16 protein-coding genes and 1 other RNA gene are annotated in these 16,618 nt (G+C 62.0%); 2 read left to right on the top strand and 15 right to left on the bottom strand.

What is annotated here, in order from left to right; all coding sequences use genetic code 11:
* The 15 genes from HKN06_14290 to mraZ form a co-directional block, all read right to left on the bottom strand.
* Positions 1–283, bottom strand: a 283-nt coding sequence (locus tag HKN06_14290; GenBank protein ID NNF62481.1) for a cell division protein FtsA, incomplete at its 3' end; no start/stop codon positions are given.
* On the bottom strand, positions 276–1,061 hold the full coding sequence (locus tag HKN06_14285; protein NNF62480.1) for an FtsQ-type POTRA domain-containing protein: 786 nt from the start codon (positions 1,059–1,061) through the stop codon (positions 276–278). The genes HKN06_14290 and HKN06_14285, both read right to left, overlap by 8 nt.
* Positions 1,058–1,999, bottom strand: coding sequence for a D-alanine--D-alanine ligase (locus HKN06_14280; protein ID NNF62479.1), 942 nt, complete (start codon positions 1,997–1,999; stop codon positions 1,058–1,060). Before HKN06_14280 ends, HKN06_14285 begins: the two co-directional genes overlap by 4 nt.
* The gene (gene murB, locus HKN06_14275; protein ID NNF62478.1) at positions 1,996–2,886 is read right to left on the bottom strand and encodes a UDP-N-acetylmuramate dehydrogenase; all 891 of its coding nucleotides are present in this window, start codon (positions 2,884–2,886) and stop codon (positions 1,996–1,998) included. Before murB ends, HKN06_14280 begins: the two co-directional genes overlap by 4 nt.
* A 2-nt stretch (positions 2,887–2,888) precedes the next feature.
* Entirely contained in the window at positions 2,889–4,295 is a 1,407-nt protein-coding gene (gene murC / locus HKN06_14270) for a UDP-N-acetylmuramate--L-alanine ligase (GenBank protein ID NNF62477.1), read from the bottom strand.
* A gap of 8 nt (positions 4,296–4,303) precedes the next feature.
* Positions 4,304–5,389, bottom strand: coding sequence for an undecaprenyldiphospho-muramoylpentapeptide beta-N-acetylglucosaminyltransferase (gene murG / locus HKN06_14265; protein NNF62476.1), 1,086 nt, complete (start codon positions 5,387–5,389; stop codon positions 4,304–4,306).
* Positions 5,386–6,570, bottom strand: a complete 1,185-nt coding sequence (gene ftsW, locus HKN06_14260) for a putative lipid II flippase FtsW (protein ID NNF62475.1) — start codon at positions 6,568–6,570, stop codon at positions 5,386–5,388. The genes murG and ftsW overlap by 4 nt, the downstream gene beginning before the upstream one ends.
* On the bottom strand, positions 6,567–7,919 hold the full coding sequence (locus HKN06_14255; protein ID NNF62474.1) for a UDP-N-acetylmuramoyl-L-alanine--D-glutamate ligase: 1,353 nt from the start codon (positions 7,917–7,919) through the stop codon (positions 6,567–6,569). The genes ftsW and HKN06_14255 overlap by 4 nt, the downstream gene beginning before the upstream one ends.
* Positions 7,916–8,998, bottom strand: a complete 1,083-nt coding sequence (locus HKN06_14250) for a phospho-N-acetylmuramoyl-pentapeptide-transferase (protein NNF62473.1) — start codon at positions 8,996–8,998, stop codon at positions 7,916–7,918. The genes HKN06_14255 and HKN06_14250 overlap by 4 nt, the downstream gene beginning before the upstream one ends.
* Positions 8,999–9,001: 3 nt before the next feature.
* Entirely contained in the window at positions 9,002–10,369 is a 1,368-nt protein-coding gene (locus HKN06_14245; protein ID NNF62472.1) for a UDP-N-acetylmuramoyl-tripeptide--D-alanyl-D-alanine ligase, read from the bottom strand.
* Entirely contained in the window at positions 10,366–11,862 is a 1,497-nt protein-coding gene (locus HKN06_14240; protein ID NNF62471.1) for a UDP-N-acetylmuramoyl-L-alanyl-D-glutamate--2,6-diaminopimelate ligase, read from the bottom strand. The genes HKN06_14245 and HKN06_14240 overlap by 4 nt, the downstream gene beginning before the upstream one ends.
* Positions 11,859–13,592 carry a penicillin-binding protein 2 gene (locus HKN06_14235; GenBank protein ID NNF62470.1) on the bottom strand — a complete coding sequence of 578 codons (1,734 nt, stop codon included), beginning with the start codon at positions 13,590–13,592 and terminating at the stop codon, positions 11,859–11,861. The genes HKN06_14240 and HKN06_14235 overlap by 4 nt, the downstream gene beginning before the upstream one ends.
* Positions 13,589–13,864, bottom strand: a complete 276-nt coding sequence (gene ftsL / locus HKN06_14230; GenBank protein NNF62469.1) for a cell division protein FtsL — start codon at positions 13,862–13,864, stop codon at positions 13,589–13,591. Before ftsL ends, HKN06_14235 begins: the two co-directional genes overlap by 4 nt.
* 5 nt (positions 13,865–13,869) lie before the next feature.
* Entirely contained in the window at positions 13,870–14,793 is a 924-nt protein-coding gene (gene rsmH / locus HKN06_14225) for a 16S rRNA (cytosine(1402)-N(4))-methyltransferase RsmH (protein ID NNF62468.1), read from the bottom strand.
* A gap of 8 nt (positions 14,794–14,801) precedes the next feature.
* Entirely contained in the window at positions 14,802–15,257 is a 456-nt protein-coding gene (gene mraZ / locus HKN06_14220) for a division/cell wall cluster transcriptional repressor MraZ (GenBank protein NNF62467.1), read from the bottom strand.
* Between the two features lie 418 nt (positions 15,258–15,675).
* Between mraZ and HKN06_14215 the strand changes: the two genes are divergently transcribed.
* The gene (locus HKN06_14215; GenBank protein ID NNF62466.1) at positions 15,676–16,125 is read left to right on the top strand and encodes a hypothetical protein; all 450 of its coding nucleotides are present in this window, start codon (positions 15,676–15,678) and stop codon (positions 16,123–16,125) included.
* 86 nt (positions 16,126–16,211) lie between these two features.
* An RNA gene (rnpB, locus tag HKN06_14210) (RNase P RNA component class A) lies at positions 16,212–16,556 on the top strand.
* The last annotated feature ends 62 nt before the right edge of the window (positions 16,557–16,618 follow it).

Below are 16,618 nucleotides of genomic sequence, written 5' to 3'. Positions count from 1 at the left end.
CGTGCGAATTGAGACTGCGTACATGGCTGCCGGCAATCCCGGTATAGACCGAATGTATTTCGCAGCCGGCCATCAATTCGGCCTCCTCGACGGCTCGCTGAATGGACTGCACGGTCGATTCGATATTGACGACCACGCCTTTTTTAAGACCGCGCGAAGGGTGCATGCCGATGCCGATGACTTCGAGCTCATCGTCCACATTTACTTCGCCGACAATCGCCACCACCTTGGAAGTGCCAATATCCAGACCAACGACCAGATTCCTGTCGCTACGTTTAGGCATCCGATAACACCTCTGCAGTTCTCACTGCCGCCTCACCCCTGCCAACTGCAAAACCGTTGCTGTAACGCATATCCACATAAGCCACCTCACCGGCACGCGGCGCGATAAGCGGCGCGACCACTTCGACAAACAGTTCGATGCGCTTGTCCGAGTCATCCCGGCCCAACCGCACCTCGATTCCATTTGTCAGCCGTAGCTGCCATGCGCCACGCGCGTCGAGCTGTACCGCAGCAAGACCAAGTCCGGCGGCCAGCAACCTGTCGCGCATCCACAGATAGCGCTGCGCGACCTGCCACTCACTGCCTTCGGGTCCGTCCAGGCGAGGCAGCTCGGCCGGCACATGACGGGCCTCGCGCAGGAACAATTCGCCACGCGTATTGAGCAGGCCGCGTTCGCCCCACCGCGCGGCCGGCACCTGTTCGGTAATAATTACGTGCAGTTCGTCGGGCCAGCGGCGGCGTACTGCTGCGCGATCGACCCAGTCGACGGCATTCAACGAGGCGCGTATGTCAGCAATATCTGCACGCAACACGCTTGCCGGGAGATGCGATCGCACGATGGCCTCGAGCTGTACTGCAGTAACACGCTGAAACGGGCCATCGATAGTCACTTTGGTCAGCGGCCGGTCGAGTAACAGCACAACCAGAACCGCAACAACCACTACCGCCGCAGTGACACCAAGTGCCCGCAACAGGCGCACGCCGCGATCGACCACGGCGCTCCAGTCACGTGGCGCGGGTTTGCGGCGATTGGCACGGCGACGGCGTAGCACGGTCATGACGTCACCTCCGATGCAAGGCTGGTCTCGAGCACGCGCCACGCCAGGGTTTCGAAATCCATTCCCGCGGTCGCCGCCGCCATCGGCACCAGGCTGTGGGAGGTCATGCCCGGTATTGTGTTTACTTCGAGAAAATGAGCCGTGCCGTCTGCATCGAGCATGAAATCGACCCGACCCCAGCCACTCGCCCCGACTATCTCGAAAGCGCACTTGCTCAATGCCGCCAGCTCCAGCTCCCGTTCGCGCGACAGCCCGCACGGGCAGTGATAAAGCGTGCGCTCACTGTGGTACTTGGCCTGGTAGTCGTAGAAGTCGCGCGGTGTTTCGATGCGAATCAGTGGCAATAACTCCCCGTCCAGCATTGCCGCTGTGTATTCGGGACCGACGATCAGTTCCTCCACGAGCACATCGTTGCCATCAGCGGCAGCCGCGTGAAATGCATCGGCCAGTTGTTGCGGCTCATCGACGCGCGTCACGCCGACGCTGGAACCCTCTGCCACCGGTTTGACAAAGCAGGGCACGCCGACATGCTCGATGACAGTTTCGAGATCCGCCTCGCTGCGCGGCAGCGACCATGGCGGCGTCATCAAACCGGCGGCGCGGAACAGCATCTTGCTGCGCAATTTGTCCATGGCCAGCGCCGAGCCGAGCACGCCGCTGCCGGTGTATGGCAGGCCAATGGTCTGCAGCGTGCCCTGCACGGTGCCGTCTTCACCGCCCCGACCGTGCAGCGCGATCCACGCGCGGTCATAACCGGCATCTGCCAGCCCGGCAACTGCGACGGTGCGGGTATCGGCGCCGGTCGCATCAATGCCCTTTGACTGCAGCGCAGCCAGCACTGCCGCACCGCTTTGCAGCGACACTTCGCGCTCGGCCGATTCGCCGCCATACAGCACGACAACCTTGCCAAAGACTGCGGGATCGCTGACGCGGCTCATGCGACCTCCCCCAGTATGCGAACTTCCTGGATCAGCTCGATGCCATGCTTTTCCCGCACCGTTTCCCGGACATGCCTGATCAGCGCCTCGAGGTCGGCAGCGCTGGCGTCACCGCTGTTTATGATGAAATTTGCATGCTTGTCAGAAACCACGGCGCCACCGATACCATGCCCCTTTAGCCCCGCACTCTCGATCAGGCGTGCGGCATAGTCGTCAGGTGGATTGCGGAACACCGAACCGCAGCTGGGCACACCGATCGGCTGGCTGGCCTTGCGTCGCGCCAGCAGGTCACGAATCGCACCGCGTCCGGTTGGCACGCCCTGGTCGAAACCGAATTCAGCGCCGATAAACCACTCGTCACGCGGCCCCGTTACGCTGCGATAATCGACTTCGTATTCATCACGGTGACGGCGGCGCAACTCGCCAAAGCGGTTGATGACATCGACCGCATTGACACGCTCCCACGTCTCGCCGCCAAAGGCGCCGGCATTCATTGCCAGCGCGCCGCCGATGGTGCCGGGAATGCCGGCGAAAAATTCAGCCGGACCCAGCCCCCAGCGTGCACAGCGACGCGCCAGCTTGGCGCAGGCGACACCGGACTCGGCATAAACAATGCTGTCGCCAAGCCGCGTGATGCTGTCGATCACTCCATGAGTACTGATTACAGCGCCGCGTAAACCGCCGTCGCGTACCAGCAGGTTGCTGCCCAGCCCGACCCAGTAAACATCGATACCGGGCGGCAGCGTGGCCATGAAAGTCTGCAGGTCCTCGAGATCGGCGGGTCGGTACCACAGATCAGCAGGGCCACCGACGCGCCATGACGTATGTTTCGCCATCGGCTCATCGTGGCGCCTGTCGCCGCGTAGTTCGGAATGGGTGCGCGGCATGTTCATCCGTCCGACCCCGCCGCCTTTATTCCGAGCTGATCGGGCAGCGACGCTGCCACTGCGCCTATATTGCCGGCGCCGAGCATCAACAGCAGATCACCATCGCGCAGTACCCGCTGCAACACCTGCGGCAGCCGCTGCACATCTTCGACAAAGACCGGCTCGACTCGACCGCGTGAGCGCACCGCACGTGCCATTGCCCGCCCGTCAGCACCGCTAATCGGTTCTTCGCCGGCGGCATAGACTTCGGTCAGCAACAACGCATCCGCGGTACACAGCACCTGGGCGAAGTCGTCGAGCAAATCGCGCGTCCGGCTGTAGCGGTGCGGCTGGAATGCCACTACCAGACGGCGTTCCGGCCAGCCCTGGCGCGCCGCCTCGATGGTCGCGGCAATCTCTGTCGGATGGTGGCCATAGTCGTCGACTACCAGCACCTTGCCGGCAGCCGTTCGCGGTTCGCCGATTACCTGGAAACGACGACCGATACCGGCAAAACGTGCCAGCGCCCGCTGCACGGCGCCGTCATCCACACCCAGCTCACGCGCCACCGCCACGGCAGCGAGTGCATTGAGCGCATTGTGACGGCCGGGCAGGTTAAGTGTGATCTCGAGCGGCTGGTAACCGACGCTCGACACCTCGAAGCTGGTGGTAATACGATCGCGGCGAAGCCCGGTGCCACGCACATCGGCGCCCTCTTCGAAGCCATAGCTGACTATGGGCCGCGAAATTGAGCCGAGTATGTCGTGGACACCGGGATCGTCCGCACACACAACCGCCAGGCCGTAGAAGGGAAGATTGTGCAGAAAATCAACAAATGCCGTACGCAGCCGCTGCACGTCACCACGATAGCTTTCCAGGTGATCGGCATCGACATTGGTCACAACCGCAATCATGGGCTGCAGATGCAGGAACGACGCGTCGCTCTCGTCTGCTTCGGCAACGAGATAGCGGCCGCTGCCCAGCCGCGCATTGCTGCCGGCGCTTTCCAGCCGCCCGCCAATGACAAAAGTCGGGTCCTCGCCACCTTCGGCGAGCACGGATGCGATGAGACTCGTCGTGGTTGTCTTGCCATGGGTACCGGCCACCGCAATGCCGTACCTGAAGCGCATCAGCTCCGCCAGCATCTCTGCGCGCGGCACTACCGGGATACGTGCATCATGCGCGGCGACAACTTCTGCGTTGTCGGCGGCGACGGCGCTGGAGACAACCACAACATCCGCACCACTGACGTTTGACTTGTCGTGGCCGGTAAAGATTCGCGCACCCAGATCAGCCAGGTGCCGGGTTACCGCGCCGTCGCGCAGGTCGGATCCCTGCACGGCATAGCCAAGATTCAGCAGCACTTCGGCAATCCCGCCCATGCCGACGCCGCCGATACCGACAAAGTGAATGGTGTGGATTCGACGCATCCGGTCGGTCATGACCGCGCCCTCCCGGCGACCTGCAGGCAGGCCTGCACCACGCTTTCAGTGGCATCTGGCTGCGCCACCCGGCGCGCCGCCTCGGCCATATCGAGCAGCCGCTGGCGATCGCTGAGCAATTTTTCCAGCGCGGTAGCCAGCAGCTCCGGAGTCAACTCCGACTGCGCGACGATCATGCCGGCCCCGGCTGCCTCCAGGTAACGCGCGTTGAGCGTCTGGTGATCGTCGATCGACAGCGGGTACGGCACCAGCAGGGCACCAACACCGGCAGCGGCCAGTTCGGCAATCGTCAGTGCGCCGGCGCGGCAAACCACCAGATCAGCCCAGCCATAGGCGGCAGGCATGTCCTCGATGAACTCACTCAGCCGAACGTCAATGCCGTACTGGGCATAAGCCTTTTCGGCAACGTTGTGGGTTCGCGCACCACATTGATGCCATACCTGCGGCCGGTCCACCGATTCAATCAGCGCGATCGCCCGCGGGACTATTTCGTTCAACGCCAGTGCGCCCTGGCTGCCACCGAGTACCAGCAGGTTCGGGCGACCACTGCGCACGGCAAAGCGTTCGCGCGGAGTCGGCATCCCGACAATCTCGCGGCGCACAGGATTTCCCACCGCTTGCGCCCCACGGCGCTCATCGAAGCTGCCCGGAAATGCTTCGATGACAGTTTTCGCAAACGGTGCCAGCAGACGATTTGTCAGACCGGCAACGGCGTTTTGTTCGTGTATAACCAGCGGACGGCGCAACAACCATGCGGCAATGCCACCAGGCCCCGCGACAAAGCCGCCCATCCCCAACACAACGGCCGGACGACGTCGCCGAATAGCGCGAGCCGCCTGCCATACGGCGCGCACCAGCACAAACGGCGCCAGCAACCACGACATCAGGCCGCGGCCGCGCAGCCCGCTGACCTTGAGCCAGTCGATGGCGATGCCGGCCTCCGGCACGACACGCGCCTCGAGTCCGGTGCGGGTACCCAGCCAGCTCACTTCGCATGACTGTTCCGCCATGCGCCGGGCAACGGCCAGCGCGGGATAGACATGCCCACCGGTGCCACCGGCCATGATCATCACGCTCGTCATCGCCGCCCCTTCCGGCGAGTCGCCGGCCGTCGCGGCGAAGCCGCGCGGGTCGCAATTACGGTTTCATGATGAACACGCAATACCAGTGCCAGAGCAATACAACAGATCGCCAGGCTGCTGCCGCCATAGCTGATCAATGGCAGGGTCAGACCCTTTGTCGGCAGGGCGCCCAGTGATACGCCGATGTTTATGAATGCCTGACTGCCGAGCCAGATGCTGATGCCGTAAACCAGGTATGACTGGAACGCCAGCCCTGCCTCGCCCGCAGCCCGGGCAATTGCAAAACAGCGCCACACCAGCAACACGAACAGCAGTATTACGCCGACCGCCCCTATCAGGCCGAGCTCTTCAGCCAGCACGGCAAAAACGAAGTCTGTGTGTGCTTCGGGAAGGTAGAAAAGCTTCTGCACGCTGCCACCCAGGCCGACACCAAACAATCCGCCGCGCCCAACCGCAATCAACGACTGCGTGAGCTGAAAGCCGGAGTTGAATGGATCGGCCCACGGATCGAGAAACGTCGTCAGCCGTTGCAGCCGGTATGGCGAAGTCAGTGCCAGCGCGGCCAGTGAGACGCCTGCAGCGGTAACCAGCAAAAACAGGTCGCGCCAGCGCACGCCACCGATAAACATTACCGCCAGCACTGTGCCCAGCAAAACCGCGGCCGCACCAAAATCAGGTTCGGCAAGCAGCAGCGTGCAGGCCACGGTGATCAGCAACATCGGCTTGACGAAACCGCCCAGCGTCTCGCGCACATGCTGATGCCGCCGGACGATGTATCCGGCGATATACATCAGCAACAACAGCCGTACCGGTTCAGAAACCTGCAGCCTGACCGGCCCCAGCGGCAGCCAGCGCGTGCTGCCATTAACCGTGTGACCAACACCGGGCAGCAATACGATTACCAACAGCAGCAAGGCAATCAGCGGCAGCACGACGCTGGACTTTTCGTACAAGCGGGTTGGTGCCACAAGTGCAACACCGCCGGCACCCAGGCCAATCAACAACAGCAGTAGCTGCCGGTTCAGGTAATAAAATGGTGCGGCCAGGTCGCGGTCGGCAATAGCGACAGAAGAACTGGCCACCATCACCAGGCCAATAAGCAACAATGCCGCGACGACACTACCCAGCACCGGGTCGACCGCCACCCGCCACGGCTGGCTGTATGTCCGCGCCGCACTCATCGCAACCGCCTTATGGCGCTGACGAAGGCATCGCCACGAGCTTCGTAATTGACGTACATATCCAGGCTCGAACACGCCGGCGACAACAGCACGGTATCGCCACGACTGCCGGCCTCGGCTGCTGCCTTGACTGCAGCCGGCATGTCATCAACGACAGTCGCCTGGCAATGCGGCGCCAACAGCTCGCGCAGCCGCTCTGCGTCTTTACCCAGTAAAATGGCTGCACGGCCACGCCGGTGCATCACCCGCACCAGCGGCGAAAAGTCGGCGTCTTTGCCATCGCCGCCGGCAATCAGGACTATCTTCCCGCGACGAATACTTTCCAGCGCCGCCACCGAAGCACCGACGTTGGTACCTTTGGAATCATTGATCCAGGTCATGCCTGCCGCGTCGGCAACCACCTGCGTGCGGTGCGGCAGTCCACGGAATTCCTGCGCCGCCTGGAGCATCGGGTCACGTGGCAGACCGGCTGCCTCCCCGATTGCCATTGCCGCCAGCACATTCGCCAGATTATGAGCGCCAACAACTTTCAGCGAACTGACCGGCGCAAGCAGGCGCGGGCCACGGGCAATCCAGTCGGTGCCGCGCCGGCTGATTACGCCATACTGGCCTACCGCCGGCATATTGATACCAAAACTCAGCGTGGCCAGGCGGTCAGCAACCATTGCAGCGACGCGCTCGTCATCGCGGTTGTAGACAGCGATGCCGCAGGAATCGTAGACCCGGGTCTTGGCTTCGATGTAGGCATCAACGCCGCCATGCCGGTCAATGTGATCAGGAGAGATGTTAAGCACGGCCGCAACTGCCGCTGACAAATTGCCGGTGCGTTCCAGCTGGAAACTGGATAACTCGAGCACATAAAAGTCCGGCACCGGCTGCTTCAGCAGATCCAGCGCAGGCACACCCAGATTCCCGCCGGCCAGCACCTTGCGGCCGGACTTGCGCATCATCGCGGCGACCAGCGTCGTTACGGTTGTCTTTCCGTTGGAACCGGTGACGCCAATGATCGGCGCCTCCGCAACCTCAGCGAATAATTCGATGTCGCCGATTATCGAAACATTGCGGCGCGCCGCAGACTGGATGAATGGCTCCTGCAGTGACACGCCGGGAGAAACCACGAGGCGATCAGCCAGTGACAACATTGCCTCGTCAAAACCGCCGAGCCGCAGCTCGATGTCAGGTCGCAGACGTCGCAGGTCAGACAGCCCGGGCGGGCGCTCGCGTGTGTCGGTCACAATGACCCGGTCGCCCAGACCCGCCAGGTAGCGGGCGCAGGACACGCCGGTCTTGCCCAGCCCGACAACGATGCTGGTACGTTTGACCGCTACGCTGTCGACTTCAATCTTCATCGCAGTTTCAGTGTTGCCAGTCCGACAAGCACAAGGATGAAAGTGATGATCCAGAACCGCACGATGACCTTTGGTTCCGCCCACCCCTTGAGTTCGTAATGATGGTGCAGAGGCGCCATCAGGAAGACGCGTCGCCCGGTCATTTTGAACAACGCCACCTGGATGATTACGGACACCGTCTCGACAACAAACACGCCACCCATGATTGCCAGCACCAGCTCCTGGCGCACAATGACGGCAACAACGCCCAGCGCCGCGCCCAGTGCCAGCGCGCCGATATCTCCCATGAATACCTGCGCGGGATAAGTGTTGAACCACAGGAATCCGAGACCGGCGCCGGTCAGTGCCGCGCAGATAACAAGCATTTCCCCAACGCCGTTAATGAACGGGATGCCAAGGTATTCGGCAAAGTTGAAGTTGCCCGTGGCATAAGCGAATACGCCCAGTGCCGCCCCTACCAGCACCGTCGGCATGATGGCCAGCCCATCGAGCCCATCGGTCAGGTTGACGGCGTTGCTGGTACCAACAATCACGAACGCAGCGAAGATGATGTAGAACGACCCCATCTGCAGGGCGAAGTTCTTGAAAAACGGCAGCAGCAGCGAAGTTTCGGCCGGGTCACGAGCGGTCCAGAACAACACCGCTGCAGCAGCCAGCGCGACCAGGCTTTGCCAGAAAATCTTGGAACGGGCGCTCAGCCCTTTGCTGTCCTTCAGCACCAGCTTCTTGTAGTCATCAATCAGGCCGATGAGTCCGAAGGCGATCAGCACCGCCAGCACCACCCAAACGAAACGATTACCCAGGTCTGCCCACAACAACGTGCTGAAAGAAATCGCCACGAGTATCAGCGCCCCGCCCATGGTCGGCGTGCCGGCCTTTGGCAGGTGCGACTCGGGCCCATCGTCGCGCACGGTCTGGCCGATCTGGTAGGCGCTGAGCCGGCGTATCATCGCCGGGCCCACGATGAATGACATCAGCAGCGCCGTGAGTGCGCTGAGAATCGCGCGCATCGTGATATAGCCGAATACATTAAATCCGGAATGGAAGCGCTCCAGGTATTCTGCCAGGTACATCAGCATTGCTCAGCCCCGCGCCTCTTCTTCACTGAGCGCATCGGCAACCTGCTCCAGCTGCATTGCGCGCGAAGCCTTGACCAGCAGGTTGACGCCATCGTGCAGCTCGGCGCGCAAAGTAGCGATAAGCTGTTCCGCGCTGGCGAAACGCTCGGCGCCCGGACCAAAACTTTCGGCAGCTGCGGCACTGAGGGGACCGATCGCAAACAATCGCTCGACGCCGGACTTGCGGGCCCGCTCACCAAAGTGGGCATGCAGCGCCCGGGCGTTATCGCCAAGCTCACCCATATCGCCCAGCACCAGCCACGCCTTGCCCGGCTGCGCCGCGAGAAAGTCCAGCGCCACCTGCAGCGAACCCGGGTTGGCGTTATACGTGTCGTCAATTACACGTGCGCCGCAGCCTGTCCGCTTGATTGCCAGTCTGCCGGCGGCGGGCTTGACGCCTTGCAAACCCGCGACGATCGTCTCCAGCTCAGCGCCGGCCGACCAGGCTGCGGCGGCGGCCGCGGCCGCGTTGACACCGTTATGGCGTCCCGGCAACGGCAGCTTGATGACGCAATCACCCTCGGGTGTTTCGAGCAACACGCGCAGCCCGTTACCATGACCATTAGTGTGCTGGATCACTTCACGGGCACAGAAATCAGCGCCACTGGCAGAACCAAAAGTTACGATGCGGCGATCACCCGCCATGCTGGCCCACAACCCGTAGTATTCATCGTCGCGATTGATTACAGCGATCGCATCGGCGGCCAGCCCTTCGTAAAGCTCGCCTTTTGCCCTGGCCACGCCCTCAACGCTGCCGAACCCCTCGAGATGAGCCGGGCCGGCATTGGTAATCAGCCCTATCTGCGGTGCAGTCATCGCCGTGAGACGGGCGATTTCGCCTGGATGATTCGCACCCAACTCGATTACGGCGTGCTGATGGCGATCTTCGAGTTCGAGCAGCGTGAGCGGAACGCCAATCTCATTGTTCAGGTTGCCGCGCGTAGCAAGAGTGTGGCCAACCCGGCGCATTATCGCGGCGATCATTTCCTTGACAGTGGTCTTGCCGTTGCTGCCGGTTACCGCAATGACCCGTGCTTCGCGTGCGGCGCGCCAGAAGTGCGCGTAACGACCGAGCGCCGCCTGGGTATCGTCGACCAGAACCTGTGGAATATCGATGTCAGAGAGGCGTGACACAAGTGCCGCGGTTGCGCCCTGCTGCATGGCGCTGGCAGCGTAATCATTGCCATCGAAATTTGGCCCCTGCAGGGCAACAAACAGCTCGCCCTCTCTCAGCTTGCGTGTATCGGTACACACCGCAAGAAACAGCGTGTCTGTGCCGTGCAACTCGCCGCCGACAATGCGTGCCAATTGCTTTACTGAACCATGACTCATACCGGATCCCCCACCAGGCGACGCGCCTCATCCCGGTCGCTCAACGACAGGCGCTGCTCACCAACCAGCTGATAGTCCTCGTGGCCCTTCCCGGCCAACAGGACGATGTCACCGGCACTTGCCTGCGCCACCGTCCACTCAATAGCTTCGCGCCTGCCGCGTACCACGTTGACGTGTTCGCCGGCAGCCCCGTCCTCAATTTCGGCAATAATCCGGTGCGGATCTTCGCGGCGCGGATTGTCATCGGTAATGACTACACGATCGGCAAGGCGTGCTGCGATCTCGCCCATCATGGATCGCTTGCCACGGTCACGATCGCCGCCGCAACCAAACATCACCCACAGGTCACGTGCGCAGTGACGCCGTAATGCCCGCAATGCGTTGTCCAGCGCATCGGGTGTGTGGGCGTAGTCGACCACGACCAGCGGCCGGTCACCGCCGCCAAAAGACTCCATCCTGCCGGCAACCGGTCGCACCCTGGCCAGGGCAGCGGCGGCCGCGTCGGCCTCCAGCCCCCAGCCGACCAGCACACCAAGCGCCAACGCCAGGTTGAAAGCGTTGAAATCACCCAGCAAGGGGCTGTCGATCGCGACATCGCCGCCGGCAGCTGTAATCACCAGACGCAGACCCGTACCGGTGGTCTCAACTTTACTGATCTGCAGGCTGTCAAAACCGAGTATTGCCTTACCACTGCCAACGGCCGTTACGCGCAATGTGTCTGCCATGTCTCTCGCCAGCTGTGCACCAGCGACGTCATTAACGTTGATGACCGCGTGACGCAGCCCGGGCCAGGCAAACAGCTGGCGCTTGGCCTCGAAGTAGGCCTGCATGTCGCCGTGATAATCGAGATGGTCGCGGGACAGGTTGGTAAACACGGCGGTATCGAAATTCACACCGTTAACCCGATACTGGTCGAGGGCGTGTGATGAAACTTCCATCGCAACATGGGTAACGCCGTTGTCGGCAAGCAGGCTCAACCGCTGCTGCACGGTCACTGCATCCGGTGTGGTCAGCTCGGAAGGCATAAGGTCGGCCGGGCGGCCATAACCGAGCGTGCCGCAAATGCCCGCGACGTGCCCCGTGTTTTCAGCTGCGCGAGCAACAAGATGTGAAACAGTGGTCTTGCCGTTTGTTCCGGTCAGCCCGGCCACACGCATGCGTGCCGACGGCCGGGCGTAAAAGATGCCGGCGATTTCGCCGGCACGCTGACTCAACCGTGGCACCGGGATACACGGTACGCGCACTGGCAATAACTCGGCATCACTGCCGCGTGGTTCGTACAGGATGACCGCCGCACCGGCGGCAGCAGCGGCCGGTGCGAAATCGAGGCCGTGGCGACCCCGTCCAGGACAGGCGAGAAAGGCAAAGCCGGGCTGCACACCGTGGCTCGACATGCTCAGGCCGGTTACCGTCAGTTCGCTGACTCCCGGTGGCGCTTCTGCACCGAGCAACTCGGCCAGTGTCAGGTGCAATGTCCTGGCAGCCGCCATCATTGCTCCTGCCCCGCCGCACCGGTTGCCACCTGCAGCATTGGTGGTTCGGCCACCAGTCCGTCCGGTGGTACTGCCAGCAGACGCAGGCCACCAGCCATGATTGCGGAGAACACCGGCGCTGCAACATCGCCGCCGTAATAAAGGCCGGCGCTTGGCTCATCGACTACGACGACCACCGCAAGCCTGGGCTGACTGACCGGCGCGACACCGGCAAAGACAGAGGTGTAACGCTCCGACGAATAACCGCCGGCTTCGGTCTTGCGTGCTGTCCCGGTTTTTCCTGCCACACGATAACCGGGTACCACGGCACGTGCGCCGGTACCGTCCGGCCGGGTGACAGTTTCCAGCATTGTCAGCAACTGCTGCGCGACCGTGCTGCTGATTACCCGCTCACCGCTTGCCGGTCGTGACAACTGCTGAAATGTTACCGGGTAACGCGTGCCACCGGCTGCAATCGTGGCGAATGCCTGCGCCAGCTGCAGCGGGGTTACTGACAGGCCATAGCCGTAGGCTATCGTCGCCTGGGTAATTGGCCGCCAGTGCTTGGGATCATTGAGCAGTCCGGCCGACTCACCCGGGAACCCGCTGGCGGTCAGGCTGCCCAGACCCAGCCCTGCCAGGGTGGACCACAATCTCGCCGAATCGAGCGACATCGCAATCTTTGTTGCGCCGACGTTGCTCGAAAAAGTAATGACGCTGGTTACGTCGAGTGCGCCGAAGTCACGCACGTCCTCGATCATCCAGCCACCGACGCGCAGAAAACCCGGTGACGTCTCCACGACCGTATCAGGGCGGTAATCGCCGGTTTCCAGTGCCGCCGCAATGACCAGCGGTTTCATGGCTGAGCCGGGCTCGAAAATATCCGTGACCGCACGATTGCGGTAACGCGGAGCTTCGTACTCGGCACGATTATTCGGGTTGAATGAGGGCTGATTGGCCATGGCCAGCACCTCACCAGTGGTAACGTCGAGTACGACAGCCGAACCCGACCGCGCACGCTGGTCGCGAATAGCACGCTTGAGCTCGCGATAAGCCAGGTACTGAACCCGCAGGTCTATGCTGGTCTGCAGCGCCTGACCTGGACGCGGTGCACGGATACTTTCGACATCCTCGATGCTGCGACCGAGACGGTCGCGCAGCACCCGCTTGGCCCCCGGCTCACCGCGCAGCCATTCGTCATAGGCCAGTTCCAGTCCTTCCTGGCCAACATCATCGATGTTGGTAAAGCCGACAACGTGGCCCACCACTTCACCAGCCGGGTAGTAACGGTGATATTCGCGTTGGGTATACACGCCCGGGAAACCCGTCTGCAGAACCCTGGCGGCCTCGTCAGGGCGCATGTGCCGGCGCAGGTAGACAAACTCGCGCTCGACATTGCTGCTCAGGCGGCGCGCCAGCCACGCCTCTTTCAGCCCCGCGAGCCGGGCCAGCTCAGGGATCCGCTCGGTAACTGCGCCGAACTCGCGTGGATTGACCCAAAGTGAATCCACCGGTGTACTGACAGCCAGCGGATCACCATTGCGGTCGAGAATCGGACCACGATGGGCCGACAGCTGCGCCACGCGCAGGTGCCGCGCATCACCCTGGCCTGACAGGAACCCGTCATCGAGCAGCTGCAGGTCAACCGCACGCCAGGTCAGCAACCCGGCTGCAGTAGTCAGCAGGCCAAGCACCACCCAGCTACGCCAGCGCATCGGCGCCGCAGCACTGTTTTTCTGTTTGCGACTCATTGGCGCCTGAGAATGTGTATGTCGGCGGGCTGCGGCACAGACATTTTCATTTTTTCGTGCGCAACCTGCTCGATCAGCCCGTGCGTTGCATACGCACTCTGCTCCAGCCGCAGCCGGCCCCAGTCGATGTCCAGCTCATCGCGCTCCTGCTGCAACTGCTGCAGCTCGACAAACAGTTTTCTTGCTTCATGCCGCGCATTGATAGTGGCCAGCCCGGCCAGCAGCACGGCTACCCATAACGCCACAAACGTCAGTGCCAGAATTTTTCCCATGCCGGTTACAGCCGCCGCGTTACACGCAGCACGGCAGAGCGGCTGCGGGGATTGATTTCAACTTCTGCCGAGCCGGCACGGACGGCCTTTGCCGGCCGGGCGAGCACCGGCTGCGCGTGCGCGGGTACTTCGGGCAAGCCACGCCAGAGCGGATCGGGTTGTGCATGGCGCCGCATGAATCGCTTGACGATACGGTCTTCCAGCGAGTGGAAACTTATGACGCAAAGCACGCCACCGGCCGTCAACATGTCGAGGCTCTGCTGCAGGGCTGCCTCGAGCTGTTGCAGTTCATCGTTGATATAAATACGCAGCGCCTGGAACACCCGTGTCGCAGGGTGCCGCCCGGGCTCCCGTACCCGAATCACGTCGCTTACAATTTCGGCAAGGCGGGCTGTAGTTTCGATCGGACTTTGCTGCCGCGCGGCAACTATCGCGCGGGAAATCTTTTTGTATGCCCGCTCTTCCCCCAGCTCCTTGAGCACCGTCCCGATTTCACGCTCGCTGGCATGTGCCAGCCATTCAGCAGCGCTTTCGCCGGCTGCCGGATCCATGCGCATGTCGAGCGGGCCGTCATGGCGGAAACTGAATCCGCGCTGCGGCTCATCCAGCTGCGGCGACGAAACGCCGATATCGAGCAGCAGCCCGTCAACCGAGCCAGCCCAGCCAAGCGCCGCAACTGCGTTACCCAGCTCGGCAAATGGCCGGTGCTGAATGATCACGCGCTCATCGCCGGTGTGCGCTGCTGCAGCGCTGGCAATGGCCGCCGGGTCCCGGTCGAGCACCAGCAGCCGTCCTTCGTCGCCCAGCTGCTGCAGAATTCCTTTTGCATGGCCGCCGCGGCCGTAAGTCGCATCGACGTAGCGGCCCGCCGGCTGCACCGCCAGCGCCACAAGAGTTTCATGCAGGAGCACCGGCCGGTGTTCCGACATCACGACACCTACAGCGAAAGAGTTTCCAGATCGGCGGGCAGGCTGCCGGTCTCCGACTCTTCGTCGGCCAGCCAGGTATCCCGTCGCTCGTTCCAGCGCTCCTGGTCCCACAGTTCGAACTTGTTGCCTTGCCCGATCAGGATTGCGTGCCGGTCCAGTTGCGCAAAATCGCGCAGCTCGCGCGGCAGGAGCACCCTGCCCTGGCCGTCCATCTCCAGCTCGCTCGCATAACCGATCATCAGCCTTTGCAAGCGACGCGCCTGGCGATTGAGACTTGGCAAGCGAATGAGCTTGCGTTCGATCTCTTCCCATGCCGGCAGCGGGTAAAGCAGCAGGCAGTAGTCCCGGTCCACGGTCGCAACGAGTTGCCCGTCTGACCTTTCGGTCAGTCGCTCCCGATACCGGGTCGGTATCGCGATACGCCCCTTGGAGTCGAGCGTGATGCTGTTGGCGCCTCGAAACATGGTGATCCGTCAGGTTGCTACACCGACCCATATTTTTCCACTTTTTCCCACTTCCCGACACTATATACGCGTAAAGCACACTGTCAACAGGAAATCAGGAAAAACTACCTTTTAGCACAATCACTTAGGCTGTCCCTGGGTAGATTGCAACGCATCTCTGCTCAGAAATCATGGGGTTGCTGTTACTTCTTCTATTTAGCCTGAGAAATCATCGAATTACGGCTCCACGAGCAATTTGCGCAAGTGGCTTGCCCGCCCTCTCCATTACCAGCCCGATCTGTTTACATTTTGCGCCAATTCAGGGCCGATATTATGGAAACAAGGCGCGCGCAGGGCGGCGATCAATGTATACTTCGATGCACATAACGAAGCAGCCTGAAGCTGCATAAAAACAGACTAAAAAAGGACGGGATTCAAAATGAAGCGACTAGCGACGGCCGTTGCCGTATTGGCTTTCTCATTTTCGACAGCTGCAAACGCTGAAATGATGCGGGCTTTCTGGGCCGGCGACATTCTCGACGCTGTTGAAGGTAATGCAATGGATCTCGCCGTAGGCGATTCACTGTTCGTCGAGATGGACTTCGATACCGAGTGGCTGACGGACGCACCGCGCGGCCTGACTGCTGCTGCGGAATTTCACTACGACATGCCGGCCGAGCTGGCGAGCCGCGAAGCGGTTCTGCTTGGCGACGTCCGCTTTTTCGGCAACCAGCGCTGGGAAGCCATGGTTGGTGGCGAAGTATTCGCAAGCGGTCGTTGGGATCCCAACGCTGCCGAAATTGCGCCACGTGTAATTCCGATACCGGCCGCCCTGCCGCTGATGATCGGTGCACTGGGTCTGCTGGCGGGAATCCGTCGCCGCGCCTGATAAACGCATCAAATCGTTTCGAAAAAAGCCCTCCTCGTGAGGGCTTTTTTGATTCCCCTTCTTTCGTGTCTGCTACAGTAGTTCGCGGAGTTGGCCAGACAGTCGCAGCGTGCAAGCGCTGAGGAAAGTCCGGGCTCCACAGGGCAAGGTGCCAGGTAACGCCTGGGGGGCGTGAGCCCACGGAAAGTGCCACAGAGATCAGACCGCCAAAGCGCTTCGGCGCCGGCAAGGGTGAAAAGGTGCGGTAAGAGCGCACCGCGCGGGTGGCAACACACCGCGGCACGGTAAACCCCACCTGGAGCAAGACCAAATAGGAGAGCATTGGCGTGGCCCGCGTTGCTCTCGGGTAGGTCGCACGAGGTGCGCGGCGACGCGCATCCCAGATGAATGGCTGTCCGCGACAGAACCCGGCTTATCGGCCGTCTCCATATGGGGCCGGGCCTGCCTGCAGGCCCGGCCCCGCCACTTTCGGAAAAAGCCGGCGGGCGGCGAA

The organism is Gammaproteobacteria bacterium, assembly GCA_013003425.1.
Lineage (GTDB): Bacteria > Pseudomonadota > Gammaproteobacteria > Steroidobacterales > JABDKV01 > JABDJB01.
The sequence above is the reverse complement of the archived record's forward strand: the minus strand, read 5'-3'. Positions and strand labels throughout refer to the sequence as shown.